We start from the raw sequence: 26,057 nt of genomic DNA, 5'->3' as shown, positions 1-26,057 counted from the left end.
TGTAACCATTGTGTAACTATTTTTATTTAGTATATCAATAATATTTAGTATAAAGGTAATATTATTGGACACTTTTGATTCAAGAAAAAAGCAAAGAGAATTAAATGAAAAATTAATTAAAATAGCTTTAATCTGTGCAGCAGCAATTTCTATTTTAACTACATTTGGAATTCTATTTTCAATATTATTTGAAGCAATAGAATTTTTTAAATTAAGAAGTTTTTGGTATTTCATTTCAGGAACTATCTGGTCACCAGGAGTAATTGGCAGTCAATTCGGTGCATTACCAATTTTTTCTGGAACATTTATAATAACACTTATTGCACTTACAGTTGCAATTCCAATTGGTCTTGGAAGTGCAATTTACATGAGTGAATATGCTAGTGCAAATCTAAGAGATTATTTAAAGCCAATGCTTGAAGTACTAGCAGGTATTCCAACTGTTGTTTATGGTTTTTTTGCAGCAATTACAGTTGCTCCATTTGTTGTAAGGATTGCTGAATTTTTTGGGATTGAAGCTACCTTTAATTCTGCTCTTGCTTCAGGAATTGTAATGGGAATTATGATTATTCCTGTAATTTCATCACTATCTGATGATGTAATTCGTGCAGTTCCAGATAGTCAAAGAAAAGCAGCTTTTGCATTGGGAATGACACATGGCGAAACTATCAAAAATATTGTTTTGCCATCTGCAATGCCAGGAATTATTTCAGCTTCACTATTAGCACTTTCAAAAGCTTTAGGGGAAACAATGATTGTTGTAATGGCAGCAGGTTTACGACCAAATCTTTCATGGAATCCACTCGAAGATATGACAACAGTTACAGTTACCATTGTTAACTCACTTGTGGGAGATTTTGAGTTTAATTCACCTGAAACTCTTTCAGCATTTGCATTAGGATTAGTATTATTTATTGTGACACTTATTCTAAATATGATTTCACTATCACTAATTAGAAAATTCAAAGAAAAATATAAAGTGAATACATTATGATTAAAAGAAAAAAGAAAAACAAACAAGATAATCCATTTTACGATCCAAGCTTAAAAAAAAGACATGCAAGTGCAAGAAGATTTAAAAAGTTTACTTTAACTTCATTAATATTTTCAATTGCATTTTTATCATTTTTTCTTTTTGATATTGTAGGAAAAGGTTTGCCAGCATTTAAAGCAGCATATATTCAACTTGAGGTTACATATAACGAAAAATCTATTGAAGATTCAAGATTTGCTATTGATAAAAAATATAGAAATCTTGTATCAAGAGCATGGCTTAGAGATATCCCAAATATGATAAAAGAAAATCCAAAATTAATGGATACAACTCAAACTACGTGGGTTTTAGCAGATGACCAAGTTGATCAATATTTAAAAGACCACCATCATAAATTAAAAGATAAAGAGACTACTTTAGTTGATGAATTATACGCTCAAGGTATAATCAAAAATAAATTCAACACTATTTTCTTTACAAATGGCGATTCTAAAATTCCAGAATATGCAGGTCTATATTCAGCAATGGTAGGTTCTGTTCTTACTTTGATAATTACAATGGCAGTTGCTTTTCCTATTGGCGTAATGACTGCAATTTATCTTGAAGAGTTTGAAACTGATAATAAATTTACAAGATTTATTGAAATAAATATTAATAATCTAGCAGCAATTCCATCAATTTTATTTGGTCTTTTAGGACTTGCAATTTTTATTAATCTTTTTGGAATGCCAAGGTCTTCTCCACTTGTAGGTGGATTAACTTTAGCACTTATGACATTGCCAATTATAATAGTTAGTTCACGAGCAGCTTTAAGAGCTGTTCCTGATAGTATTAGACAAGCTGGTTATGGATTAGGGTTAAATAAAATTCAAGTAACACGTGACCATGTTTTACCACTTGCATTTCCAGGAGTATTAACAGGTTCTATTATTGGTTTAGCACAAGCGATGGGAGAAACTGCTCCGTTAATTATTATTGGAATGATAGCTTTTATTCCAGATGCACCAACAATGGTTACACAAGCTGCAACTGTTATGCCAGCACAATTATTTACTTGGGCAGGAATGCCAGAAGGTACTTATATAGAAAAAACAGCAGCTGGAATTATGGTGTTATTAACAATATTAATCTCACTAAATACGGTTGCTATTTATTTGAGAAAGAAATTTGAAGTTAAATGGTAATAAGGGTAAATACTAATGATAAAAAATAATAATAAAACAAAAATTGATGTAAAAAATCTAAACCTATATTATGGAGTAAATCAAGCACTATTTGATATATCAGCAGAGTTATATGAAAATAAAATCACAGCACTAATAGGACCTTCTGGTTGTGGAAAATCTACTTTTTTAAGATGTATAAATAGAATGAATGACTTAATTCCTATAGTAAAAATTGATGGCTCGATAATAATTGACAATAAAAATATTTATGATAGAGATGTTGATGAAGTTAGTGTTAGAAAAAGAGTGGGGATGGTATTTCAACAACCAAATCCTTTTCCAAAATCAATCTATGATAACGTGGCTTATGCACCCTTAAAACATGGAATTGTGAGAAAAGGAAAAGATTGTGATGAGTTAGTTGAAACTTCGCTTATTAAATCTGGCCTTTGGAATGAAGTAAAAGATAAACTAAATCAACCAGGAACTTCACTTTCAGGAGGTCAGCAACAAAGACTATGTATTGCAAGAACCATCGCAATTAAACCAGAAGTTATTTTAATGGATGAGCCAACAAGTGCACTTGATCCAATTAGTACAGAAAAGATTGAAGCTTTAATGCTTGAATTAAAACAAGACTATACAATTATTACCGTAACTCATAATATGCAACAAGCAGCACGAGTTGCAGATTATACAGCATTTTTCCATTTAGGAAAATTGATTGAATATGATGAAACAGAGACTATCTTTGTTAATCCTAACAACAAAAAAACAGAAGATTATATTACAGGGAGATTTGGATAATGTTAAAACCTTATGAAGCAAAATTACAAAGCGTAAAAGATGAAATATCAAAGATTGGTGTTGAAGTTATAGATTCGTTAGAATTATCTTTAAGAGCATTAGAAGACAAAAAGATTGATGATTTAAAAAATGTGGAAATTACTGAAAAGAAACTTCTTGTAAGATCAAATGAAATTGATAATATTATTGTTACCACTTTAGCTTTATATTCGCCAGAAGCAAAAGATTTAAGACAGTTAGTTTCTTATTTAAAAATTACAAATGAGTTAGTAAGAACAGGTTCAAATACAAAAGATTTTTCAAAAATGTTTAAAAAATCTTATTCTGATGATTTAAATACAAGTATGATTTTGGAGTATGCAATTCCATTGTTAAAATCAGCTCTTTTATCATTAAAAACATCAATTTCAATATTAGATGAAACAAATGCAAAACATATTGAAGAGAAATATCATAGAGTTATGGTTGAAGAGAGTAAAACTGATGATTTATATTTAATGATTGAAAAAAATATTTTAAAATTAATCTCAAAAAATTTAGATTTATCAAAAGAGTATTTTGACATATTAAGTGCCTTAAGAAGACTTGAAAAAATAGCTGATAGAGCTGTGTCTATTGCTAACTTATTACACTTTGCTCAAGTTGGTGGAGATATGGTACAATCATAATATTTATGATACAATTCACCAAATGAAAAAAGCTTTAAATAAAATAAAAAACTACTTCAGTACAAACTTTGAAGTCCTTGCCGCAATGTTAATTTTAATAATAGTATTAATTGTGGGCATTGACTTTTATAAAGCTATCATCCTAATGTTAGAGTTTATTGTTATCATGGAAGTTGTGAAAATGATTTCTGATTTCATTAAAAAAGAGACTTTAAGATTAAGATATGTTATTGATATTTTTATCATTTTCCTAATCCGTGATGTAATTATTCTAACAACAAATAAAAATCGAGATTACTTTGATATTACATTTTTATTATTTGTAATTTTTGTATTTTTTGTATTTAGGATTCTTGCTATTAAATTCTCACCTGGAATTATAAAAATTTCAAAAGATACAGTAATTGAATATGATGACGATAGGCCAAATAAGAAAGTTGTAACACAAAAAGAGTCAAATCAAGATGAATAATAAACTAATTTTAATTGTTGAAGATGAAGAAGATATTTTAGAACTTTTAGAATACACTCTTCAAAAAGAGGGTTATGAAACTATTGGTTTTCTAACTGTTGACAAAAATGTAAGAAATGTCTTAAATGAAGAACATATTGATTTAATTTTAATGGATAGAAATCTTCCTGGAATTGAAGGAACAACGTTCATAAATGAAATAAAACAACAAGGTTATTCAAACCCAGTTATTTATGTAACAGCCAAAGATAAAGATGAAGATATTATTGATGGTTTTGATAGCCATGCAGATGATTACATTACAAAACCTTTTAACATGAAAGAATTATGCGCAAGAATCAAAGCTGTAATAAAAAGAACATCAAAAGATATTGATATTTTAAAAGTAAAAGATATTGTATATAAAGCTTCAAATAAAAAGTTTTATATAGAAGAAAAAGAGATTGATTTAACCCATCTTGAACATGATTTATTACTTGAATTTATTAAAAATAAAGATATTTTAATGACACGAGAACATTTATTAAATAGCGTTTGGCAAGACTCTTTTGATAAAAAAGAAAAAACAGTAAATGTTGCAATTAAAAGACTAAAAGCAAAAATCGACCCAAAGGGAAATAAAGAGTATATCCGTTCAATCAGAGGTGAAGGTTACATTTTTTGCTAAGAATACATCAACTTTTTATAAGAACTTATACCTCTATATTTTTAGCTATTTTAGTAACTTTAACAATAATCACCTATTTTTGGTCAAAAAATATCTATCTAAGTTTAATTGAAAGAAACCTATTACAAAATATTGAAACTTTGTCTATTGTTTTTAAAGATAAAAATGACTTAAGTGATATTACAAATATTATTCAAAATCTACATGAAAAACTAAATCTTAGAATAACTATTATAAATGAACAAGGTGTTGTAATTGCGGATAGTGATAAAACTGAACTTTCAACAATAAAAAATCATCTACATAGAAAAGAGATAATTGAAGCTCAAAATAAAGAGATAGGAACAGATACAAGAAAATCTGAAACTATTAACAAAGAGCTCATGTATATAGCAAAAAAAATTGTAGTTTCAAATCATATTTATTATATAAGAATGGCTGATTATGTAAGTGCTATTACAGATAATTTTGTGAGTCTTACTTTAGAAATTTTTATGTTTATTACATTCTTTTTAATCATTGCTTTTTTAGCAACATATTTTATTAGTCTTAGAATAAAAAAAGAAACTGATGATATTCTTCATTTTTTAACGCTATTGGCTCAAAAAAAATCATCATCAATCATGAATTCAAAATATACCTATGAATTTTACAAAATTACAAAACTTTTAAATAAAGTTGCATTAAAGCTTTCAAAAAGAGAAAAACAAAAAGCAAAACAAAATGCAAAACTAAAACTAGCGAATAGACAAAAAGATGAAATTATCTCTGCAATTTCACATGAATTTAAAAATCCTATTGCAATTATTTCAGGTTATAGTGAAACCATTTTAAATGATGTTCAAATGCCACAGGCAATGAAAACAAAATTTCTACATAAAATTCACTCAAATGCAAATAAAATGTCTCAAATAATTGATAAGTTAAGATTGACATTAAAACTAGAAGAGGGAAAACAAGAACTACTTTTAGTTCCTTGTTCTATGAAAAAACTAATTGTTACTTGCGTTAGTGATTTAAAAGATAAATATAAAAATAGAGAAATTACAATTTTAGGAGAAGATATCACTCTAAGAGTTGATGAAACTCTTATTTCTATGGCCATTTCTAACCTAATTGAGAACTCATTAAAATATTCTGAAGATGAAGTAATAGTAAAAATTTCACAAAACTCTATTTGCATCATAGACAAAGGGATAGGAATTGAAGAAAAAGAGTTAGAAAAGATAAATCATAAATTTTATAGAATTTCAAATAATGGGTGGAATAATTCCCTTGGGTTGGGACTTTTCATAGTACAATCAGTATTGTCTTTACATAATTTTACCCTTGAAATACATTCAGAATTTAAAAAAGGTTCTCAATTCTCAATAATATATTAATATATACTTAATTTAAGTAAATTTTAAGCATTACTACACTATGATTCCACCTCATTAAAAAAGCGGAGAAAATAAATGAAATTTACTCAAATGGCACATGCTAACGAAATCGAAAGAGATTGGATAGTAGTTGATGCAACTGATAAAGTATTCGGAAGAATTATTACAGAAGTTGCTACTATCTTAAGAGGGAAAAACAAACCTTGTTTTACACCAAATGTAGACTGCGGAGATTTTGTTGTTATTATAAATGCATCAAAAGCAAAATTTTCTGGTAAAAAATTAGAAAGTAAAAATTACTTTACACACTCAGGTTATTTTGGTAGTACAAAAACTCACAAAATGTCTGAAATGTTTGAAAAAAATCCAGAAAAATTATACAAACTAGCTACTAGAGGTATGCTTCCAAAAACTACTCTTGGAAAAGCTATGTTAAAAAAATTAAAAGTATATGCAGGAAGTGAACACCCTCATACTGCGCAAATTAAAGGATAAGAGTAATGGCAAAAGTATATGCAACTGGAAGAAGAAAAACAGCTGTAGCTAAAGTATGGCTAGAAAATGGTAATGGTCAATTAACAATTAATGGTCAATCTTTAGATGCTTGGTTAGGTGGTCACGAATCAATTAAAAAAAGAGTTATGCAACCATTAAATGTTGCTAAACAAGAAACTTCTGTAAACATTGTAGTAAAAACTCTTGGTGGTGGATATTCTGCACAAGCTGATGCTGCAAGACACGGAATTTCAAGAGCATTAGTTGCTTTTGATGAGCAATTCAGAGCTATCTTAAAACCTTTTGGTTTATTAACAAGAGATTCAAGATCTGTTGAAAGAAAAAAATTCGGAAAGAAAAAAGCAAGAAAATCTTCTCAATTCTCAAAAAGATAATTGGAGTTTTCGAAGAGTATATTTCTTACTGTTCTCAAAAAGGAGCGACAAAAGTTGCTCCTTTTTTTATGCACTTTTTTATAAAAAAACTATACAATACCCTATGAAATTATTAACCTTTTACCTATTAATCATTACTTGTTTAAGTGCAAGTACTTTAAATCTATCTATGAGTTCAAGTCCGAGTAGATTAAATCCTATTTTATCAAATGATAGTGCTAGTAGTGAAATATCCGACTGGTTGTTTAATGGTTTATTCAAATATGACAAGAATGGAAATCCTACCGTTGATTTAGCCAAATCTTATAATTTTGAGACACCAACTAAATTAATTATAAAGTTAAGAGATGATGTTCTTTGGCATGATAATGAAAAACTTACAACTAAAGATGTTATTTTTACTTATGAACAAATTATAAATCCAAAAGTATTTAACTCTATAAAATCAAATTTTGAGCAAGTACAAAGCGTAAAAGCAATAGATAACTATACACTTGAAGTGATTTATAAAGAACCCTACTTCAAAGCCTTAGAGACTTGGATGGTTGGAATTCTTCCTTATCATATTTTAAAAGATGAAAAAGATTTAATGACTAGTTCATTTAATAAAAATCCAATAGGAACAGGTTCTTATAAATTAAAAGAGTTTAAACAAGGCCAAGATATTGAACTAATTGTAAATGATAAATATTTTGAGGGAAAACCCAAAATTGATAAAATCTTATATAAATTTCTTCCTGATCCGAATACTTCTTTTTTATATTTAAAACAAAAGAAATTAGATCTTGGTGGATTAGATCCTATTCAAGTTGATAGGCAAATAGATGATGAATTTAAAAATAACTATACAATAATTCAAAAACCTAGTTTTACTTATGCTTATTTGGGCTTTAATTTAAAAAATGAAAAATTTAAAGATATACGAATTAGACAAGCTTTATCATTAGCAATAAATAGACAAGAGTTAGTTGATATTTTATTTTTTGGTTATGGAAAAGTTTGCAATGGACCATTTTTACCAGGTTCATTCGCTTTTAATGATGAAGTAAAAACCATACAACAAAATATACCAAAAGCAAAAAAACTTTTAAAAGAAGCAGGATATGATGAAAATAATCCTTTTACTTTTGAAATAATTACAAATACCGGAAATGACACAAGGATAAATGCTGCTCAAATATTACAATACCAACTAAGAAAAGCTGGAATTATTATGAATATAAGAGTTATGGAATGGCAAGCTTTTTTAAATACAGTTGTTCATCCAAGAAATTTTGAAGCAGTACTTATGGGTTGGGCATTAGCATTAATGCCTGATGCTTATCCGATTTGGCATAGTTCAAGTAGTAAACTTGGAGGATTTAATTTTACATCTTATGAAAATCCAGAAGTGGATTCATTAATTGAACAGGGAAGCAAAACAATAAATAGAGATGAATTAGGAAAAATATATAAACAAATTTTTAAAAAAATCACTGATGATTTACCATATCTATTTTTGTATATACCTGATTCAATAAGTGTTATTAATAAAGATATAAAAAATATTGAACCATCTTTTATAGGTATTATGCATAACCAAAAAGATTGGGAAATAGAAGAATAAAATAAGGATAATAAAATATGAATAAAAATAAGATAATACTTTTTGATTTAGATGGAACTTTAATCGACTCAACAGATGCAATAGTTTCAACTTTTAAACACTCATTTAAAGAACTAAATTTTGATTTTACAGGTGATGATGAAAATATTAAATCATTAATTGGTTATCCCCTTGATATTATGTATAAAGAGTTAGGAGTTGATGAATCAAAAGTATGGGATTTTGTTGATGCTTATAAAAATAGATATAGAATAATTTCAAGAGAACAAACTTTACTTTTAGAAAATGCTTATGAAGCAGTATATCAAGCCTCTTTATTTGCAAGAGTTAGTGTAGTTACTACAAAAACTAGAATGTATACGATGCCATTATTAGAGCATTTTAATATAGAACAATTTTTTGAAATAGTAACAGGAAGAGAAAATGTTCAAAATCCAAAACCACATCCAGAACCAATTTTAATTACACTTGAACAGATGAATTATGATGAAAAGAAAGATTCTGTGTGGATGATTGGAGATACAAAATTAGATTTAATAGCTGCAAATGATGCAAATGTAAATTCAATTGGTCTTTTATGTGGATATGGGACAGAAGATGAACTACTAAAATATACAAATATTGTAAAACCTGATGCACTAAGTGCAATAACTTATATTAAAAGCCTATAAATCCGTGTTAATTGTACTTAAAATAGCTAAAATAGTTTTATAATTAGACTTTATAATTAACTTAGTGAATAAAAGTTCATTTAAGCTAAAATTATTTATAATGGATAAGACTAATTTAAAATTTTAAGTCAAATTTAATATTAACAATAAAGGAGAGCCTCTATGTTAGAAATTAGATGGCATAGCCGTGCTGGACAAGGTGCTGTAACTGGTGCAAAAGGTCTTGGTTCTGTTGTTGCTGAAACTGGGAAACAAGTTCAAGCTTTTGCATTTTATGGTTCAGCGAAAAGAGGTGCATCAATGACTGCTTATAACAGAATTGATGATGAACCCATTTTAAATCATGAAAAATATATGCAGCCTGATTTTGTTTTTATATTAGATCCAGGTCTTGCTGTTACTGATAATATCACTGCTAATAGTAAAGATACAACTAAATATATTATTACCACTCACCTAAGTAAAGAAGAGTTAATTTCTTTAGTTCCTGAATTAGAAAATATAAAAGATAGAGTATTTATTCTTGACTGTTTCCAAATAGCAAGGGATACTATAGGTAAAGCTATTCCAAATACTCCAATGCTTGGTGCCTTTATGAAAGTTAGTGGAATGTTTGAACTTGATTATTTTAAAGAAAAAATGAAAGGTGTACTTAAAAAGTTACCACCAAACGTTATTGATGCAAACATGGTTGCAATCCAACGAGCTTACGATGAAGTTAAGTAAAGGATAAAAAATGAGTAAAACAATTAGTGAAATGGGATGGGATGAGTTAGTACCTGGTGCTGCTCTTTTTACATTCAATGGAAATATAAATTACAATATTGCAGATATTCAACCTGAAGATAGAATGTATTCAGAAACTAGCTCAAAAAGTATGAGTGTAGGAGACTGGAGAGTTATTAAACCAGTTTGGAATTCTGAAACCTGTATTGACTGTCAAAATTGTTGGATATTCTGTCCAGATACATCAATCATCGCAAGAAATAAAGAGATGAAAGGTGTTGATTACGAGCACTGTAAAGGATGTGGATTATGTGTGAGTGTTTGTCCTACAAATCCAAAATCACTTTTAATGTTCAATGAGTATGAAACTGTTGAAAATGCACTTGCACAATGGCCTGAGAAAAAAAAGAAAGGTGAATAGTAATGAATAAAAAAGTAATGGAACTAAAAAAAGTAGAAGTTTGGGATGGAAATATGGCAAACTCTCAGGCTTTAAGACAAGCTGATGTTGATGTTGTTGCTGCTTATCCTATTACACCCTCAACAGCTACTGTTGAAAACTATGCAATGTTTCATGCAAATGGATACATTGATGGTGAAGTAATTATGGTTGAATCAGAGCACGCTGCTATGTCTGGATGTGTTGGAGCTGGAGCTGCTGGAGGAAGAGTTGCAACTGCAACTTCATCTCAAGGACTTGCACTTATGATTGAAGTATTATATCAAGCATCTGGAATGAGAATACCTGTTGTTTTATGTTTAGTAAATAGAGCATTAGCAGCACCTCTAAATGTAAATGGTGACCACTCAGATTTATACTTAACAAGAGATTCTGGTTGGATTTCACTTGATGCTTTTTCTCCTCAACAAGCCTATGATATGACTTTAATGTCGTTTAAAATTTCTGAACATCCAGATGTTAGACTTCCTGTTATTTCTAATCAAGATGGATTTATGACTTCACATACAGCTCAAAATGTTACTCCTCTTCCTGACGAGGTTGCATCTAAATTTGTAGGTGAATATTTACAAGTAAATGCCCTATTAAATTTTGACAAACCTGTAACTCATGGGGTTCAAACTGAACAAGATTGGCACTTCGAACATAAAGCAAAACAACATGCAGCATTAATGAATTCAAAAAAAGTTATTCTTGAAACATTTAAAGAATTCAAAGAATTAACAGGAAGAGAATATAAACTTGTTGAAACTTATGGTGAGGCAGATGCTGATATTGCAATTGTTTGTTTAGGTTCAACTTTTGAAACAGCAATGCTTGCAATTAATCAATTAAAAGCTGAAGGAATAAATGCAGCTGTAGTAGCACCAAGAGTATTTAGACCTTTCCCTCTTGAAGAAATTGCAGAGGCTTTACAAAATGTAAAAGCAGTTGCATGTATGGATAGAAGTGCTCCTGGAGGAACAGTTGGAACTTTATATAATGAAGTTGCTGGTGCACTAATTAATACACCTGCAAGACCTGTAATCTCTAATTTAATTTATGGATTAGGTGGAAGAGATATGACTGTAGCTTTATTAAAAGATATTTATAGAACTTTAGATAAAGAGGCAAAAGAAGGTAAACTAGCTGGAAAAATCCAAAGATTTGTAGGAGTTAGAGGACCAGAACTTAGTTTCTATGAAGCACAAGGAGTACAAAAATGAGTACACTTATCAATACTCAAAAAGAGATTAAAAATTTAAAAACTTTCTCAACTGCTGCTGAAAGATTTGAAGGTTCACACCTTTTATGTCCAGGTTGTGCTCACTCTATTATTGTAAGAGAAGTTTTAAATGCAACAAATGATAACTTAGTAGTATCAGCTTCAACTGGATGTTTAGAAGTTTGTACAGCAATTTATCCTCATACTTCATGGGACTGTTCATGGATTCATATCGGATTTGAAAACTCTTCAACTGCAATGGCAGGAGTTGAAACTATGAACAAAGCATTAAGAAATAAAGGAAGAATTCCAGCTGATGCTCCTCAACCAAAATTCGTAACTTTTGGTGGAGATGGTTCAACTTATGATATTGGATTCCAATGGATTTCAGGATGTTTTGAGCGAGGACATGATTTTATGTATGTTTGTTTAGACAATGAAGTTTATGCAAACACTGGTGGTCAAAGAAGTTCATCTACGCCAATTGGTTCAAGTACAACAACAGCACCTGCTGGAAGCCACTCTTATGGTGAAAAAAGACAGAAAAAAGATATAGTTTCTATTATGGCAGCTCATGGTGCACCTTATGTTGCTCAAGTTGCTCCAAATAAATGGAAAGATATGGTTAAAAAAATCCAAAGAGGTTTTGATACACATGGACCTGTATTTATAAATGCAATGAGTGCATGTACAACTGAGTGGAAATTTGCTCCAAATCAAACTATTGAAGTTTCTGATTTAGCAGTTGATTCACTTGTTTTCCCATTATATGAAATAATTGATGGAAGAGAGTTAAACATCACTTACAGACCAAAAACTATTGTTCCTGTTAGGGATTATTTAGGTGCACAACCAAGATTTAAACATCTATTTAAACCTGAATATGAATATTTAATTGATGAATGGCAAAAAAGAATAGATGAAAGATGGGTATTCTTACAAAAAAGAGAAGAGATTAGAATGTAATCTCTTTTGTAAAGAAAAATAAAACTTTTTAGAAGATTTTATTTTTCTTACATTTTTTTCTCATACTATTACAATGTCAATTTAAAACATCTCCTGTTTTTTATATATGACGTAATAAAAAATACAATCAATTTCCCCCTTTCCCATTTCATTTTTTGGCTTCCTTTTGAAATGGGAATTTTTATTTTCAAAATCTTTTTTATATTTTATTTTTCTTACATTTTTTTCTTTTAACATTACAATAGTAAATAACAAAGGATCATAAATGAAAAGTCAATTTTCTAAAATCTGTAAAAATATCGCGCTCGCTTCTTGTCTAGTTGCAGGAATGGCAACAACTTCTGTTGCGTCTTCAGTTGAAAAAATCCATTTCCTAATTCCAGGCGGAGCTGGTGGTGGTTGGGATGGAACGGCAAGAGGTATTGGTGAAGCTTTAAAAAAGTCTAATCTTATAAAAGAAGTATCTTATGAAAATATGTCAGGTGGCGGTGGTGGAACTGCTATTGCTTATATGATTGAAACAGCATCAAGACAACAAAATACTTTAATGATAAATTCAACTCCAATAGTAATTAGATCATTACAAGGTGTTTTTCCTCAATCATTTAAAGATTTATCTTTAGTTGCAGCTGTAGTTGCTGATTATCAAGTATTAGTTGTTTCTAAAAATTCAAAATATAATTCTTGGGCTGATATAAAAGCTGCATTTGACAAAAATCCAACGGCATTAAAAATAGGTGGAGGAAGTTCAAGAGGAAGTATGGACCATCTTGTTGCAGCACAAATATTTAAAGCTGCTGGTGGAAATCCATCTAGCGTAAGATATGTTCCTTATGATGCTGGTGGAAAAGCACTTGCTGGATTATTAACAGGAGAAATTGAAATTCTATCAACAGGACTGGGAGAAGTGATTGATAAACATAAAAGTGGTGAATTAAAAATTATTGCAACTACTTCTGATGCAACTATAGATGGAATTCCTAGTTTTAAAGAGGTAGGTGTTGACACATATTTTGCCAACTGGAGAGGTTTCTTTGGAGCTCCAAATTTAAGTGAAGAACAAATTAATGATTTTGCAAAAGTATTTTCTGAAATGTATAAAACAAAAGAATGGGAAGAAGTTAGAAGTAGATATGGTTGGTCAAATTTATATAAACCAACAAAATCTTTTAGAACTTTCTTAGAAAAGCAAGAACAAGAGATTTCATCTTTAATGAAAGAAATGGGGTTCCTATAGAATAAATAGAGTTTCTCTATTTATTTAAGGATTAATTATGACAAAAAATACAATAGGTTCATTATTCTTTTTAGCGTTTTCAGCTTTTTATTTTTATAGCGTTTTTGGTATTAAAAAAATGCCAGGAGCTCAGTTTGAAGTTATGACAGCCCAAACTTTTCCTTTTTATGTGGGAATTTCAGGAATTGTAATTTCTATAATATTATTAATCATTTCATTTGTTGAAAAAGAAAAAATAGTTTTATCGTTAACATATATACGATCATTAGATTTAAAAACTACTTTTTATTTTATTGTTCTTATGCTTTTTTATGGATTTATTATGAAACCACTTGGATTTGTAATTGCAACAATTATATTTTTAACTGTAGGTTTTTTAATTCTAAAAGAAAAAAACATAAAAAAGATATTAATAATTTCTATTAGTGTATCGGTAGGTTTTTATTTATTATTAAATAATGCATTAGGTGTTTATATTGATTCAGGAGAGTTAATAAACTCTCTTTTAGGAGCTAAATCATGATGGATGGTATTTTATTAGGAGCAGCAACTGCTTTTTCTATGTATAATATTTTAATGGTAATTATAGGATGTTTTGCAGGAACATTTATTGGAATGCTTCCAGGGCTTGGACCAATAAGTGCCATTGCTTTAATGATTCCAATTACATATGGAATGGATCCATCATCTGGATTAATTCTAATTGCAGGTGTTTATTATGGTGCGATTTTTGGAGGTTCTACTTCATCAATTTTAATTAATGCACCAGGAGTTGCAGGAACTGTTGCAACATCTTTTGATGGTTTTCCAATGGCAAAAAATGGAGAAGCAGGGAAAGCTTTAGCAATTGCTGCTTATGCTTCATTTAGTGGGGGAACAATTGCAGCTATATTTTTACTTTTTGCTGCACCTGCACTTGCAAGTGTGAGTCTAAGTTTTCAGTCATCTGATTATTTTGCTTTAATGGTTTTAGGTTTAACTGCCGTTGCTGCATTTGCTGGAAAAGGTAAGTTTTTAAAAGCTGCAATTATGACTATTTTTGGTTTAATGCTAGCAACTGTTGGAACAGATTCGGATTCAGGAATTGCAAGATTTACTTTTGGAAGAATGGATTTAATTGATGGTATTTCATTTTTATTACTAGCGATGGCTGCCTTTGCATTATCAGAAGCATTAATGAATGTTTTAGAAAATCATAAAACTACAAAAGCTGAAGAAGAGGCTTTAAAAAGAGAAATCGGAAGTTTAAAACTTACAAAGGAAGAAGTTAAAGAGATTGTACCAACAATTGCAAGAGGTTCAGTTTTAGGTTTCTTTATTGGTGTTCTTCCAGGTGCAGGAGCAACTATCGCTTCATTCTTAGCATATGGAATGGAGCGAAGTATTGCAAATGCTAAAGATAAGTTAAAATTCGGGAAAGGAAGTCTTAAAGGATTGGCAGCACCAGAAAGTGCAAATAATGCAGCTTGTTCTGGTTCATTTGTACCTCTATTAACATTAGGTATTCCAGGCTCAGGTACAACAGCTATTATTTTAGGTGCATTAATCTCTTATGGAGTTCAACCAGGTCCTACAATGTATGTTGATAGTCCTGCGTTATTTTGGTCTGTAATTATTTCTATGTATATTGGAAATTTAGTTCTTTTATTTTTAAATTTACCATTAATTCCATATATTGCGAAAGTTTTATCTTTACCTAAACAGTTGTTATTGCCATTAATTATATTTTTCTCACTTGTTGGGGTTTATTTAGTTACATTTAATGTTTTTGATATTTATATGATGACAATTTTTGCAGTTGTTGCACTGTTTTTAAGAATCATTGATTTCCCAATGGCTCCTATGATTTTAGGATTTATTTTAGGTGGAATGATGGAAGAAAATCTTAGACGTGCTTTAACACTAAGTGATGGTTCAATCTCATTTTTATGGGAAAGACCTCTTACTTTAACTATTTTAGTTATTACTGTATTTTTATTGTTAATGCCTGTTATTACTGGTTTTTTTGCTAAAATGAAAAAAGAAAAAGAGATTTAAATCTCTTTTTCTTAAAAAGGATTTATGATGGAAATTTTCAAAAAATATACCATTTTATATATTGAAGATGATGAGGGTGTAAGAACTATAAATTCTCGTTTTTTAAATCGAATGTTTAATGAGCTTTACGAAGCAAAAGATGGTGAAGAAGGTTATGCTCTATATAAAAAATATCATCCAGATATTATTTTAACTGATATAAAAATGCCAAAATTAGATGGTATAAGCTTAACAAAAAAAATACGCCAAAAAGATGAAACAACAAAAATCATAATTTCAACAGCTTTTAGTGAAAAAGATTATTTAATGGATGCCATCGAACTAAAACTTGAAAAGTATATAATAAAACCACTAACTAGCAGAAACTTAATGCCTGCTCTTACAAAAGCTGTTGAAGCTTTGGAAAAACAAAAAGATTTCAAAATATTTTTAGCAGAAGATTTTTATTTTGATAATAATACATCGCTTTTTTATTACAAAGAAAAAATAATTGATTTTACAAAAAAAGAGTTACAGTTTCTAAAACTTCTTACACTAAATAAAGATAGAGTAGTATCTTATGAAGAGATAGAACAACACATTTGGGAAGATGAATATATGAGTTTAAATTCACTTCGAACTAGCATTGGATTTATAAGAAAAAAAATCCCTTTTAATTGCATAAAAAATATTTCAAACATGGGTTATAAGTTAAATCTTGAAAAAAAATTATAATTTAAACCAAGAAAATGGTATTAAAAAAACCACTTTATTAAGTTCAACTATCATTATTTTATTTGTAGCCACAATTACAGGTTATAACTTGATAAAAACTGAATATGATAATTTTAAAAATCATATTAATAGCTTTAAAAATACTCTAATTGAAAGAGAAAAATTCTACATAAAAAGTTCAGTTGATAATCTAAAAAATGATATAGATTTTGAAGAATTATCTATTATAAATAATAAAAAACACAATATAAAAACACAATCAATTCTTGCTTATAATTTGGCAAAATCTATATATGAAAAAACTACAAAACTTGATAAACAAGAACAAATAAATTTTATAAAAACGGCAATAAAACAAATTTCTCAAAAAGCAAATGATATAAACTATTTTATTTTAGATACACAAGGAAACCTTATTTTAAATAGTGAAAATGAATTAGATGAAAACCAAAACTATTATAACTTTGAAGATATGAACAGCAAAAAATTTGTTCAGGAGATGATTAATGCAAATACTAATACTCAAAATTTCATAGATTATTTCTGGTATATTCCAAATAATAGTTTAACAGCTAAAAAAATTACCTATTCAAAACACTTAAAAGAGTTAAATTTAATTATTGGTTCTGGAACTTTTCTTGAAAAACAAAATAGTGAACTTACTTCTAAACTTAAAATCAAAATTGAAAATCAAAATTTCAATAATGAAGAGTTTATTTTTATTTATAAAATAAATAGTTTAAATGACATTATAAATAAAAGTGAATTGGTTACTAAAAAATTAATAAATCCAAAAAAAGAAGAAGTAGAAGCGATGAAGAAACTTCTTATAAATACAAATTATAAAGGGAATGATTATCTATTTTATAACAACAATCAACAGCTTATTTATGGAACTTATCTAAAAGAGTACAGATATTTTATTGCCATTGGAGTAAATCTTACAAATATTTATGATATTGTTGAAAAAGAAAGAAGTATCTCTTTAGAGAATATGTATAAAAATATCATTAGATTAGTTATTATTATTACAATAATGACCTCAATCTTTTTTATCTTTTCTTTATTATTCACAAAAAGAATTGAAACAATTTTTCAAGAATATAAAGAAAATGTAATTTTAAATGAAGATAAGTATCATATGCTTTTTAATCATAGTAATGATGCTTTTATAATCTCAGAACTTGATAATAATGACTATACAAGAATTACAAGTTACAATAAAACAGCTTCAAAAGTAACTTTTTACGACGAAAAAGAGTTAATTGATAAAGAGTTTTTTGATTTATTTATTAATCTTGATACAAAAAAAATTCTAACCGAAAAATCATTTTTCGATACTGTTAAATTAAAAACAAAATATGATGATATTAAAACCATAGAATTAAGTATTATTATTTATGAAGCCAATAAACAAACTATTATTTTTGCTTCAATTAGAGATATAACTGAAAGAACTTTGCTAAAAGAAAATAAAGAAAAACAAGAAAAAATCTTAATTCAGAAATCAAAAATGGCATCAATGGGTGAAATGATTGGAAATATTGCGCACCAATGGAGACAACCATTAAGTCAATTATCGGGCTTATTTTTTGATATAGAATCTGCTTATGATTATAAAGAATTAAATAAAAAATATCTTCAAAATCGAGTTGAAGAAGCAAATGATTTATTAGAATATATGTCAAAAACAATAGATGATTTTAGAAACTTTTTTAATCCAAATTCTAAAAAAGAGAAATTTTTTATAAAAGATTCCGTTGATAATGCAATAAAAATAGTTAAATCAACACTTGATTTTTACCATATAGAATTACTTGTTGATATTGATGAATTTTATGAAATTAATGGTTATAAAAATGAATACTCTCAAGCTGTTATGAATATAATTTCAAATGCGAAAGATATTTTAATTGAGAAAAATATACAAAATCCTCAAATAAAAATCTATTTAGAGAAAAATAAAAAAGCTACTCTTTGCATAGAAGATAACGCAGGTGGAATAAATGATGAAATCATTGATAAGATTTTTGATCCATATTTCACTACAAAATATGAATATGGTACAGGAATTGGACTTTATATGACAAAGCTGATTATTGAAGAAAAAATGAATGGTTCAATTTCTGCAAAAAACACAAAAGATGGAGCTAAATTTCTTATTGAAATATAATAACTATTTGATTTTATTTACATTATTTAGCACTATTATATATTTATGAATGCAATAAAAAATTTAATCCGAGGTAACAAGTTATTTCGTAAATATCAATTTGATGAATTCAAAGATGATTTATCAGAACTAAATGCTACTGGTCAAAAACCAGAAATTCTATTTATTACTTGTTGTGATAGTAGAATCACCATTGATTTTATGGTTGGTAGTAAACCAGGGGATCTATTTATTTTGCGAAATATTGGGAATTTTGTTCCACCATTTAGCTTAAATGGTGATTTTCATGGAACTGCTTCAGCTATTGAATATGCTGTTTCAATTTTAAATGTTTCCCATATAATTGTTTGTGGTCACTCTTATTGTGGAGCTTGTAAAAGTTTATATGAAGATATTCCAGATACTCAACATTATATAAATATTAAAAAATGGCTTCAATTAGGTCAAGAAGCAAAAAATTTAACTTTAGAAAATAAACATCTTTATCAAACACTAAGTGACTTATATAAAGCAACTGAAAAGAATTCAGTTATTTGTCAAGTGAAAAATCTTTTAACTTATCCTGCAATAAAAGAAAAAATAGAGTTAAATAATATTACTATTCACGGCTGGTATTATAATTTGGATGATGGTTCAATTGAATATTATGATAAAAATGAAAACTCTTTTAAACAAATATCTGAATATCTAAATTACTACTAATTTTAAATAGGAAAAAGTCTTATGCTAAATCCAAAAATATTGATACAAATGTTATTAGCTATTTTAATAGGAGCAATGGGTTCAGTATTATTTATATATCTTCATCTTCCTTTACCTTGGTTACTGGGTGCAATATTTACCTCATCAATAGCTATGAGATTTCAAAATATACCGATAAAAAGTCCAAAAATATTCTCAACCCCTGCTCGAATTATAATAGGTCTTACAATTGGAAGTGCCTTTACTCCACAAATTTTAGAACAACTTCATATATATTTTTTTAGTATCTTATTAATCATTCCTTACACTATCTTAGTTACATTTGCTGGAATGTATTATTATAATAAAGTTTTAGATTTTGATAAAAGAACTGCATTTTTCAGCTCAGTACCTGGCGGAGTAATTGAAATGGTAATATTAGGAGAACAGTTAAAAGCTGATACTTCAAAGATTACATTAGTTCAATCTTCAAGACTTTTATTTATAGTTTTGAGTTTACCTTTTATTATTCAATATATTTTTCATATAGATATAAGTGGTAACCAATTAATCACTACACCTTTAAGAGATATTTATTTACCTGATTTCTTTTTCTTAGCAATACTTGGAATTATTGGAGCTTATTTAGCTAAAAAATTACATATATCAGCTGCATATTTAATTGGTCCTATGATTTTAAGTATTATCGCTTTTAGTTTGGGGTTTGTACACTCAAAACCACCCGATGAATTAATAAAATTTGTACAAGTAATCTTTGGAACAATTATTGGATTTACATTCAGAGGTGTTACTTTAAAAATCATAATAAAAACTTTAGTTGGAACATTTGGGCATTTTATAATACTTGCTTTTGTTAGTGCTATATTTATCTCTATTGTTTATTTTATGTTTGATTTTCCAGTCATTTCAATACTTCTAGCATTTAGTCCAGGAGGACAAGCTGAAATAAATTTAATAGCTATTTTAGTTGCTGCAAATATCCCATATATTACTGTACATCACATTGTAAGACTATTTCTAGTTATGAATATCGCACCTGTTTTTGCTAAAAGATTATAAACTATTTTATTTGCTTAAGTTGTAAAGATAAATCTTTCACAACTTCTTCAAAAGCTTTATTTGTAGCTATTACAAAACCATAAGCATTATTTGTTTCGCATAAAATTTTTTTGTCATAATTAAATGTTTTTATTACTTCATCCTTTGATATTAAATCAAATCTTACTTTTATAATTGCGTATGATTTTTCACTTTCAAAACTATGATAAAGATTTACTACATTTGTTTTTAGTTCATAATCAAATTTGATTTTTGATTTTTCATTTAAAACTGTTTCAAAAACATTACTATTTTGTATTGCTTGAACTAAATTATTATGAATCATATAAGAAGGTAGATTTATCCATCTATTTAAAGCATACTCTTCAAATAAGTAAGGTTTTGTTGTATAAAATATTGAGTATTGATTGAAACTTTTATTTACACTTGGAATTTCTACATATATAGATTTTGAACCATTAACAAATGAGCTTTTATTTGATTTAAAATCTATGGCATAACTATTTATATTTAAATTATCTTGTTTTGGTATACAAGCAGATAAAAGTACCATTACAGCTAAATAAACAAAAATTCTTATACTATTTTTCATTACTCTCTCCTGGGCCATATTTTATATTTTTTTGTTTAAAAATCATATCACTTGGACTTTGATTTAAATCATCAATCAACCTTTGTGTTTGTCCTAATGTTGTTTCTAATCCATCTAAAACTGTATTTAACTTATCAAAACTCTCTTGTGATAACTCTTTTACGTCAAATGAGCCTTTTTTAACTTCCCCTAAAAGTTCAGCTGACAACTCTTTGAAAGTATTTGCAGATTTACTTATGCTATCAAAAGATTTATTTCCAGTTTTTGAAAGACTTGAAATATTTTCTAAAAGAGCATCAATTTTCTTTTCACTATTTATTAAATATGTACTAAACTGTTCCATATTCGCCATACTATTTTGAGTATGATTTAGTATTTGTGAAATTGAATTAATATTTTCATCAGTAAAAAGTTTTTTCGTTTGAGCTAAAACTATTGTTAATTCATTTGTTATATCTGTTGTTGAATCAACCAAAGAGGTTAAATCTGATACTTTTGATTTGATGACTTTTATTCCATCTGCATTTGCCTCTAAAAGTTTCGAGTCATTACTTCCACCTTTTAACTCTATATATTTAAGCCCTGTAATTCCCAGATTTCCTAAAACTGCAATGTTGTCCTCTTTTATTGGAGTTCCTTTATTAATTACAATATTTATTTGTATCTCTTCTGAGTTATTTGGATTTATTTTTATTTCATTTACATTTCCAACTTCAAAACCTTTGTACTTAATAGAAGAACCAAGATTTAATCCAGAAATTGACTCTTTAAAATAAATTGTATATTCGTCAAATTTTTTCTTTTCAAAGCCATATTTTCCCAACCAAAACACAGTTGCTAAAAGAAAAACTACTATTGTAATTATAAATAGCCCTATTTTAAAAAAGTTTATTTTAGTATCCATTATTTACCTTTATTTGTTAAAAAATCTTCAATAAATTCATCTTTTGAATCCATAGCTTGGCTTATATTTCCATCAAAGATTATCTTTTGTTTTAATATTACAAATCTATCTAATACAGTTTTTATAGTCTCTAAATCATGGGTTATGATTATTATCGTGATATTTAACATATTTTTTAAATTAATTATCAACTCATTTATTTTTTGTGTACTAGCAGGATCCAATCCACTTGTTGGTTCATCCAAAAATAGAATCTTTGGTTGCATTGCAAGACTTCGTGCAAGGGCAACTCTTTTTTTCATTCCTCCACTTATTTGTGATGGGTACAATAAAGCGCAACTCTTTGGAAGTCCAACCATTTCAAGATTTGTGTAAGCCATTTTTTCTATTAAATCTTTTGGTAAATCTGTATATTCATTTAACATAACACTTATATTCTCAATCACATTTAAAAAAGAATACAAAGCCCCAAACTGAAAAAGATATGAAAACTGCTGTTTTATATTTTGAACTTCTTTTAAATTTAAAGCTGAAATATCTTTTCCTAATATCTCAATTTTTCCCTTTTGAATTGGGTCTAACATAACCATTTGTTTGATTAATGTAGTTTTTCCTGAACCACTTCCACCTAAGATTCCAAATATCTCTTTTTCATTTATAGAAAATGAAATATCTTTATGAACTATATTTTCACCAAAGATTGTTGATAAATTATTTACTTTTATTATTTCCATTATATTCCAATTTGAGTAAGAATCACTGAGAAAATCGCATTTAAAGCAATTACCACAAAGATAGCATTTACCACACTAATTGTGGTATATTTTCCTATACTTGTAGTGTTATTTTGTACTTGAAATCCTCTATAACATCCAATTATCGCAATTGCCATTCCAAAAAATACAGATTTAAAAACTCCAATTAAGAGATGTTTCAAGGGAACTTCTTGTCCCATTCTATTTATAAATTCCAAAAAAGTAACATCCAAATTAGTGTACGCAACTACCATTCCTCCTAGTATTCCTATCATATCTGCAAAAAATACCAATAAAGGCAAGGCAATTAATAAAGCAAAAATTCGAGGTAAAACCAAAAAAAGTATTGGCTCAAAATCCATAGTTCTCATGGCATCAATTTCATCAGTTATTTTCATTGCTCCAATTTCAGCAGCGTAAGAACTAGCACTTCGTCCAGCAATTACAATAGCAGTTACCAAAGGAGCAATTTCTCTAAACATTGTAATAGAAATCATCTCAACTATAAAAATATTTGCTCCAAATTTTTCAAGTTGAACTGCTCCTTGATAAGCAATTACAACTCCCACCAAAAAAGAGGTTGTTCCCACAATCAAAAGAGCATTTACAGCAGAACTGTCTATATATTTTAACATCGCTTTAAATCGTATTTTATTTGGATTAAAAAGTGAATATATTAAATAATAAAAAACTTTTCCCATAAAACTTATAAAATCTACACTAGAAAGGTATAACTCATGGGTTTTTCTGCCGATATTTTCTATTAGATTTTTTTTGATTTTTGTATCTTGATTATTAGTTTGATAATGTTTTTCGTAAAATCTATAAATCTCCTCATATGAGTTTAGATTTTTTAGTGTTATATTCTCTTGTGGGAAAGTTTTGATAAAAGAGATAAAGTAGATAATTCCAGCATTATCGCACTCTTTTAGTTTTTCAAAGTTTACGATTAGTTTTGAGTCTTTTTTAATATTTAATTTTTTTAAGGATTGGATATTTTTACTTAATGTTTGTTTATTCCAAATATTTATTAAAAAAAGCTCAATAGTATTATTATCTAAATTTTTTAGTTCAAGAGCAGAATCTTCCATAAAACTATTTTCCTCCTTAATAACAATTACTAATTTATATTATAGTTAGATTTTAGCATATTGTTCACCCTAAGCAGATTAAAAATAACAATTATAAAGGTATAAAAATTGCATATACAAAATCATGGATGAAAAATATAAATTAGAAAATTACGAACGTTTTTTTGGCGAGTTCAGAGAACATGGCGCACACTGGGATAAAATAGAAAAAAGAACGGCTACTTTGTTTCAAGTACTTATTGATGGAGACTTAAAAGAGTTAGTTTTTGTTTTAAAGTATTATCCAAAATATATAGAAATAGTTTGTGACCATTTTAGATATTTGTACAACTATTCAGCCCAAGAAGCTGATATATTCGCAGCATCAAAACTTTTAGAGTTAAGTGAGGGTTATCATCAAAAACAGTTTGTACGAAATCTCTTGCGAAAACTGAGCAAAATTGATGAGTTTGATATCTCACAATTAAATGCTTTTTTAAATGATTTGATAAAAGATAAAGAGAGACTTCATCCTATAATTTTGAGTTATTACAAAAATCAAATTGAAAAGAATATAGAAGAAAATAATTACCACAAACTACAAGTTAAAGTTATAGAAAAAAACTTAACAAAACTTCCAACAAATAGTGATTTTGATTTTAGTGCAAATGATAGGGATGCGAACTTAGATATTCCATACATGGATTAAGGAGAAAAAATGGATTTTTTTAAAAAGGCTTATGATTGGGCATTAACACACAACTTTGAAGAAATTGAAATTGATTATGCTTCAAAACTAGCTTTAAAAATGTTAGATGATAGTTGCCAAATGACTTCACATGATAGGGAAGTTTTTTTTAATGTTTATGATGCACTTTGTGATAGAGTTGATATAAATTTAGATGATGATGTGAATCATCTTATTCAAGTAGCCAGAGATAGAACTACAATCTATTCAAAACCAGAACTTGCAAATATTGTTCATGCTTGTAAAGAAGAGATTATTCCAAATATGTTACGAGAACACATGAAAGCCTTTAAAGCTATGGTTAGAAAAAATCTTGGTATGAATTAAATTTATTAAGAATAATTAAAACTATAACTTTTATTCTTTTGCTTTTACGCTATCTTTGCCATGGAACTCTTTATCATTTGCATTAGAAACTACAAGTTTTGCTATTTCATCCGTTATAACAGCAACATTATGAGCTTGGGATGCAATATTTGCATTTTCTTGTGTTTGTGCATCAAGACTATTCACAGCATCATTAATTTGCTCAATTCCTAATAATTGCTCTTTACTTGACATCTCTATATCTTGGATTAAATTAATTGTTTCAGAGATATTTTCATTTAATTGTTTATAACCACTTATCATATTAGTAGCTATATCTTTACCTTGATTCGCTTTTGCCGTTGCATTTTCAACTATTATCTTAATCTCTTTTGCAGCTTCTGCACTTCTATTTGCAAGATTTCTTACTTCTGCTGCAACAACTGCAAATCCACGTCCTGCTTCACCTGCGGTTGCTGCTTCAACTGCTGCATTTAAAGATAAAATATTTGTTTGAAATGCTATTTGGTCAATAATTGAAATAGATTCATTAATCAAATTTACTTGTACATTTATCTCATCCATTGCAACTGTAGTTTGATTTGCAAGTTTTTCACCATTTAAAACTGATTTTGTTACATCTGTTGAATAAGTTGCCATTTTTGCAATAGTTTCTGTATTATTTCTAATATTAGAAGTTATCTCTTCAATAGCAGCAGCTGTCTCTTCAAGTCTTGAAGCTGCTTCAGTTGAACTTCTATTTAGTTTATCTACATTTTTAAGTAATATATCTGAACTTTGGTCAAGGGTTAAACCATTTGATTTATTCTCTATTAGCATTACGGTTATGTTCTCTTGCAGGTTATTTATTCTTTCAAATAAAAGATTAAAGTCACCAAAAACATTTTTTTTATCAAGCTTATGTAAATAATTATAATTACTATATTCATCCAAAATCTTTAGCAGATTGCTAATACTTGTTTTCAGTGTATAATTTAAATTATTAATAACCGTGGCTATATAATTTAATTTAATATTCGGCGTTTCTGTATGGAAAATTTTATCACTAAAATCACCCTTC

At 28.0% G+C, this 26,057-nt stretch carries 28 protein-coding genes and 1 pseudogene; 24 read left to right on the top strand and 5 right to left on the bottom strand.

Features of this window, described 5'->3' with window-relative positions; all coding sequences use genetic code 11:
* The first annotated feature begins 64 nt into the window (after window positions 1-64).
* The 22 genes from pstC (at window position 65) to AVENP_RS01120 (ending at window position 20,601) form a co-directional block, all read left to right on the top strand.
* A complete protein-coding gene (gene pstC / locus AVENP_RS01225) occupies window positions 65-994 on the top strand; it encodes a phosphate ABC transporter permease subunit PstC (RefSeq protein WP_128358393.1) in 930 nt (309 codons plus the stop codon).
* A complete protein-coding gene (gene pstA, locus AVENP_RS01220; RefSeq protein WP_172664183.1) occupies window positions 991-2,178 on the top strand; it encodes a phosphate ABC transporter permease PstA in 1,188 nt (395 codons plus the stop codon). Before pstC ends, pstA begins: the two co-directional genes overlap by 4 nt.
* Window positions 2,179-2,193: 15 nt before the next feature.
* Window positions 2,194-2,967, top strand: a complete 774-nt coding sequence (gene pstB / locus AVENP_RS01215; protein ID WP_128358392.1) for a phosphate ABC transporter ATP-binding protein PstB — start codon at window positions 2,194-2,196, stop codon at window positions 2,965-2,967.
* On the top strand, window positions 2,967-3,635 hold the full coding sequence (locus AVENP_RS01210; protein WP_128358391.1) for a phosphate signaling complex PhoU family protein: 669 nt from the start codon (window positions 2,967-2,969) through the stop codon (window positions 3,633-3,635). The genes pstB and AVENP_RS01210 overlap by 1 nt, the downstream gene beginning before the upstream one ends.
* A 22-nt stretch (window positions 3,636-3,657) precedes the next feature.
* A complete protein-coding gene (locus AVENP_RS01205; RefSeq protein WP_128358390.1) occupies window positions 3,658-4,107 on the top strand; it encodes a phosphate-starvation-inducible PsiE family protein in 450 nt (149 codons plus the stop codon).
* Window positions 4,100-4,774 (top strand): response regulator transcription factor, encoded by a 675-nt coding sequence (locus AVENP_RS01200; RefSeq protein ID WP_128358389.1) that lies wholly within the window; start codon window positions 4,100-4,102, stop codon window positions 4,772-4,774. Before AVENP_RS01205 ends, AVENP_RS01200 begins: the two co-directional genes overlap by 8 nt.
* Window positions 4,768-6,156 (top strand): sensor histidine kinase, encoded by a 1,389-nt coding sequence (locus AVENP_RS01195; protein ID WP_128358388.1) that lies wholly within the window; start codon window positions 4,768-4,770, stop codon window positions 6,154-6,156. The genes AVENP_RS01200 and AVENP_RS01195 overlap by 7 nt, the downstream gene beginning before the upstream one ends.
* A gap of 75 nt (window positions 6,157-6,231) precedes the next feature.
* Window positions 6,232-6,651: a 50S ribosomal protein L13 gene (gene rplM / locus AVENP_RS01190; RefSeq protein WP_014472963.1), complete on the top strand. Its 420-nt coding sequence runs from the start codon at window positions 6,232-6,234 to the stop codon at window positions 6,649-6,651.
* Between the two features lie 5 nt (window positions 6,652-6,656).
* Window positions 6,657-7,046: a 30S ribosomal protein S9 gene (gene rpsI, locus AVENP_RS01185; protein ID WP_128358387.1), complete on the top strand. Its 390-nt coding sequence runs from the start codon at window positions 6,657-6,659 to the stop codon at window positions 7,044-7,046.
* A 103-nt stretch (window positions 7,047-7,149) separates the two neighbouring features.
* Window positions 7,150-8,652: a peptide-binding protein gene (locus tag AVENP_RS01180; protein WP_128358386.1), complete on the top strand. Its 1,503-nt coding sequence runs from the start codon at window positions 7,150-7,152 to the stop codon at window positions 8,650-8,652.
* Window positions 8,653-8,669: 17 nt separating this feature from the next.
* The gene (locus tag AVENP_RS01175) at window positions 8,670-9,323 is read left to right on the top strand and encodes an HAD family hydrolase (protein WP_128358385.1); all 654 of its coding nucleotides are present in this window, start codon (window positions 8,670-8,672) and stop codon (window positions 9,321-9,323) included.
* A 162-nt stretch (window positions 9,324-9,485) separates the two neighbouring features.
* A complete protein-coding gene (locus tag AVENP_RS01170) occupies window positions 9,486-10,049 on the top strand; it encodes a pyruvate flavodoxin oxidoreductase subunit gamma (protein WP_128358384.1) in 564 nt (187 codons plus the stop codon).
* Between the two features lie 10 nt (window positions 10,050-10,059).
* A complete protein-coding gene (locus AVENP_RS01165; RefSeq protein ID WP_172664181.1) occupies window positions 10,060-10,470 on the top strand; it encodes a 4Fe-4S dicluster-binding protein in 411 nt (136 codons plus the stop codon).
* 2 nt (window positions 10,471-10,472) lie between these two features.
* Entirely contained in the window at window positions 10,473-11,714 is a 1,242-nt protein-coding gene (locus tag AVENP_RS01160) for a 2-oxoacid:ferredoxin oxidoreductase subunit alpha (RefSeq protein ID WP_128358383.1), read from the top strand.
* Window positions 11,711-12,679 carry a thiamine pyrophosphate-dependent enzyme gene (locus AVENP_RS01155; RefSeq protein ID WP_128358382.1) on the top strand — a complete coding sequence of 323 codons (969 nt, stop codon included), beginning with the start codon at window positions 11,711-11,713 and terminating at the stop codon, window positions 12,677-12,679. Before AVENP_RS01160 ends, AVENP_RS01155 begins: the two co-directional genes overlap by 4 nt.
* A gap of 265 nt (window positions 12,680-12,944) precedes the next feature.
* A complete protein-coding gene (locus AVENP_RS01150) occupies window positions 12,945-13,916 on the top strand; it encodes a tripartite tricarboxylate transporter substrate binding protein (RefSeq protein WP_128358381.1) in 972 nt (323 codons plus the stop codon).
* A gap of 37 nt (window positions 13,917-13,953) precedes the next feature.
* On the top strand, window positions 13,954-14,439 hold the full coding sequence (locus AVENP_RS01145; RefSeq protein WP_128358380.1) for a tripartite tricarboxylate transporter TctB family protein: 486 nt from the start codon (window positions 13,954-13,956) through the stop codon (window positions 14,437-14,439).
* On the top strand, window positions 14,436-15,953 hold the full coding sequence (locus AVENP_RS01140; RefSeq protein WP_128358379.1) for a tripartite tricarboxylate transporter permease: 1,518 nt from the start codon (window positions 14,436-14,438) through the stop codon (window positions 15,951-15,953). Before AVENP_RS01145 ends, AVENP_RS01140 begins: the two co-directional genes overlap by 4 nt.
* Window positions 15,954-15,980: 27 nt before the next feature.
* Window positions 15,981-16,667: a response regulator transcription factor gene (locus AVENP_RS01135; protein ID WP_128358378.1), complete on the top strand. Its 687-nt coding sequence runs from the start codon at window positions 15,981-15,983 to the stop codon at window positions 16,665-16,667.
* Complete coding sequence (locus AVENP_RS01130; protein ID WP_128358377.1) at window positions 16,651-18,840, top strand: cache domain-containing protein; 2,190 nt, start codon at window positions 16,651-16,653, stop codon at window positions 18,838-18,840. Before AVENP_RS01135 ends, AVENP_RS01130 begins: the two co-directional genes overlap by 17 nt.
* Before the next feature lie 45 nt (window positions 18,841-18,885).
* Entirely contained in the window at window positions 18,886-19,542 is a 657-nt protein-coding gene (locus AVENP_RS01125; RefSeq protein ID WP_128358376.1) for a carbonic anhydrase, read from the top strand.
* A gap of 21 nt (window positions 19,543-19,563) precedes the next feature.
* The gene (locus tag AVENP_RS01120; RefSeq protein WP_128358375.1) at window positions 19,564-20,601 is read left to right on the top strand and encodes an AbrB family transcriptional regulator; all 1,038 of its coding nucleotides are present in this window, start codon (window positions 19,564-19,566) and stop codon (window positions 20,599-20,601) included.
* A 1-nt stretch (window position 20,602) separates the two neighbouring features.
* Here the strand turns inward: AVENP_RS01120 and AVENP_RS01115 are convergent, their stop codons facing one another.
* Genes AVENP_RS01115 through AVENP_RS01100 form a run of 4 tightly spaced genes read right to left on the bottom strand, consistent with a single transcriptional unit; the run spans window position 20,603 to window position 23,943 of the window.
* A complete protein-coding gene (locus tag AVENP_RS01115; RefSeq protein WP_128358374.1) occupies window positions 20,603-21,193 on the bottom strand; it encodes an ABC-type transport auxiliary lipoprotein family protein in 591 nt (196 codons plus the stop codon).
* Window positions 21,183-22,097 carry an MlaD family protein gene (locus AVENP_RS01110; RefSeq protein ID WP_128358373.1) on the bottom strand — a complete coding sequence of 305 codons (915 nt, stop codon included), beginning with the start codon at window positions 22,095-22,097 and terminating at the stop codon, window positions 21,183-21,185. Before AVENP_RS01110 ends, AVENP_RS01115 begins: the two co-directional genes overlap by 11 nt.
* Window positions 22,097-22,831 carry an ABC transporter ATP-binding protein gene (locus AVENP_RS01105; protein ID WP_128358372.1) on the bottom strand — a complete coding sequence of 245 codons (735 nt, stop codon included), beginning with the start codon at window positions 22,829-22,831 and terminating at the stop codon, window positions 22,097-22,099. The genes AVENP_RS01110 and AVENP_RS01105 overlap by 1 nt, the downstream gene beginning before the upstream one ends.
* Window positions 22,831-23,943 carry an MlaE family ABC transporter permease gene (locus tag AVENP_RS01100; protein ID WP_128358371.1) on the bottom strand — a complete coding sequence of 371 codons (1,113 nt, stop codon included), beginning with the start codon at window positions 23,941-23,943 and terminating at the stop codon, window positions 22,831-22,833. The genes AVENP_RS01105 and AVENP_RS01100 overlap by 1 nt, the downstream gene beginning before the upstream one ends.
* A gap of 124 nt (window positions 23,944-24,067) precedes the next feature.
* Between AVENP_RS01100 and AVENP_RS01095 the strand changes: the two genes are divergently transcribed.
* Both AVENP_RS01095 and AVENP_RS01090 read left to right on the top strand, forming a co-directional pair.
* Window positions 24,068-24,631, top strand: a complete 564-nt coding sequence (locus tag AVENP_RS01095; RefSeq protein ID WP_128358370.1) for a hypothetical protein — start codon at window positions 24,068-24,070, stop codon at window positions 24,629-24,631.
* A gap of 9 nt (window positions 24,632-24,640) precedes the next feature.
* Window positions 24,641-24,997 (top strand): hypothetical protein, encoded by a 357-nt coding sequence (locus tag AVENP_RS01090; RefSeq protein WP_128358369.1) that lies wholly within the window; start codon window positions 24,641-24,643, stop codon window positions 24,995-24,997.
* Between the two features lie 30 nt (window positions 24,998-25,027).
* Here the strand turns inward: AVENP_RS01090 and AVENP_RS16070 are convergent.
* A pseudogene (locus tag AVENP_RS16070) lies at window positions 25,028-25,825 on the bottom strand (methyl-accepting chemotaxis protein); the annotation flags it as partial.
* Window positions 25,826-26,057: the final 232 nt, after the last annotated feature.

Source organism: Arcobacter venerupis (genome assembly GCF_013201665.1).
In the GTDB taxonomy this organism is placed as follows: Bacteria; Campylobacterota; Campylobacteria; order Campylobacterales; family Arcobacteraceae; genus Aliarcobacter; species Aliarcobacter venerupis.
Note: the sequence above shows the minus strand (reverse complement) of the source record. Positions and strands in the feature narration are given on the sequence as shown.

What these genes read in the sequence shown, in the direction of transcription:
- AVENP_RS01175 (WP_128358385.1), top strand. Translation starts at nt 8,670, where the DNA reads ATGAATAAAAATAAGATAATACTTTTTGATTTAGATGGAACTTTAATC.
- AVENP_RS01110 (WP_128358373.1), bottom strand. Translation starts at nt 22,097, where the DNA reads ATGGATACTAAAATAAACTTTTTTAAAATAGGGCTATTTATAATTACA.
- pstA (WP_172664183.1), top strand. Translation starts at nt 991, where the DNA reads ATGATTAAAAGAAAAAAGAAAAACAAACAAGATAATCCATTTTACGAT.
- AVENP_RS01140 (WP_128358379.1), top strand. Translation starts at nt 14,436, where the DNA reads ATGATGGATGGTATTTTATTAGGAGCAGCAACTGCTTTTTCTATGTAT.
- AVENP_RS01165 (WP_172664181.1), top strand. Translation starts at nt 10,060, where the DNA reads ATGAGTAAAACAATTAGTGAAATGGGATGGGATGAGTTAGTACCTGGT.
- AVENP_RS01125 (WP_128358376.1), top strand. Translation starts at nt 18,886, where the DNA reads ATGAATGCAATAAAAAATTTAATCCGAGGTAACAAGTTATTTCGTAAA.
- AVENP_RS01120 (WP_128358375.1), top strand. Translation starts at nt 19,564, where the DNA reads ATGCTAAATCCAAAAATATTGATACAAATGTTATTAGCTATTTTAATA.
- AVENP_RS01145 (WP_128358380.1), top strand. Translation starts at nt 13,954, where the DNA reads ATGACAAAAAATACAATAGGTTCATTATTCTTTTTAGCGTTTTCAGCT.
- AVENP_RS01095 (WP_128358370.1), top strand. Translation starts at nt 24,068, where the DNA reads ATGGATGAAAAATATAAATTAGAAAATTACGAACGTTTTTTTGGCGAG.
- AVENP_RS01150 (WP_128358381.1), top strand. Translation starts at nt 12,945, where the DNA reads ATGAAAAGTCAATTTTCTAAAATCTGTAAAAATATCGCGCTCGCTTCT.
- rplM (WP_014472963.1), top strand. Translation starts at nt 6,232, where the DNA reads ATGAAATTTACTCAAATGGCACATGCTAACGAAATCGAAAGAGATTGG.
- AVENP_RS01090 (WP_128358369.1), top strand. Translation starts at nt 24,641, where the DNA reads ATGGATTTTTTTAAAAAGGCTTATGATTGGGCATTAACACACAACTTT.
- AVENP_RS01155 (WP_128358382.1), top strand. Translation starts at nt 11,711, where the DNA reads ATGAGTACACTTATCAATACTCAAAAAGAGATTAAAAATTTAAAAACT.
- AVENP_RS01170 (WP_128358384.1), top strand. Translation starts at nt 9,486, where the DNA reads ATGTTAGAAATTAGATGGCATAGCCGTGCTGGACAAGGTGCTGTAACT.
- AVENP_RS01115 (WP_128358374.1), bottom strand. Translation starts at nt 21,193, where the DNA reads ATGAAAAATAGTATAAGAATTTTTGTTTATTTAGCTGTAATGGTACTT.
- AVENP_RS01135 (WP_128358378.1), top strand. Translation starts at nt 15,981, where the DNA reads ATGGAAATTTTCAAAAAATATACCATTTTATATATTGAAGATGATGAG.
- AVENP_RS01100 (WP_128358371.1), bottom strand. Translation starts at nt 23,943, where the DNA reads ATGGAAGATTCTGCTCTTGAACTAAAAAATTTAGATAATAATACTATT.
- AVENP_RS01200 (WP_128358389.1), top strand. Translation starts at nt 4,100, where the DNA reads ATGAATAATAAACTAATTTTAATTGTTGAAGATGAAGAAGATATTTTA.
- pstB (WP_128358392.1), top strand. Translation starts at nt 2,194, where the DNA reads ATGATAAAAAATAATAATAAAACAAAAATTGATGTAAAAAATCTAAAC.
- rpsI (WP_128358387.1), top strand. Translation starts at nt 6,657, where the DNA reads ATGGCAAAAGTATATGCAACTGGAAGAAGAAAAACAGCTGTAGCTAAA.
- AVENP_RS01105 (WP_128358372.1), bottom strand. Translation starts at nt 22,831, where the DNA reads ATGGAAATAATAAAAGTAAATAATTTATCAACAATCTTTGGTGAAAAT.
- AVENP_RS01205 (WP_128358390.1), top strand. Translation starts at nt 3,658, where the DNA reads ATGAAAAAAGCTTTAAATAAAATAAAAAACTACTTCAGTACAAACTTT.
- AVENP_RS01160 (WP_128358383.1), top strand. Translation starts at nt 10,473, where the DNA reads ATGAATAAAAAAGTAATGGAACTAAAAAAAGTAGAAGTTTGGGATGGA.
- AVENP_RS01210 (WP_128358391.1), top strand. Translation starts at nt 2,967, where the DNA reads ATGTTAAAACCTTATGAAGCAAAATTACAAAGCGTAAAAGATGAAATA.
- AVENP_RS01180 (WP_128358386.1), top strand. Translation starts at nt 7,150, where the DNA reads ATGAAATTATTAACCTTTTACCTATTAATCATTACTTGTTTAAGTGCA.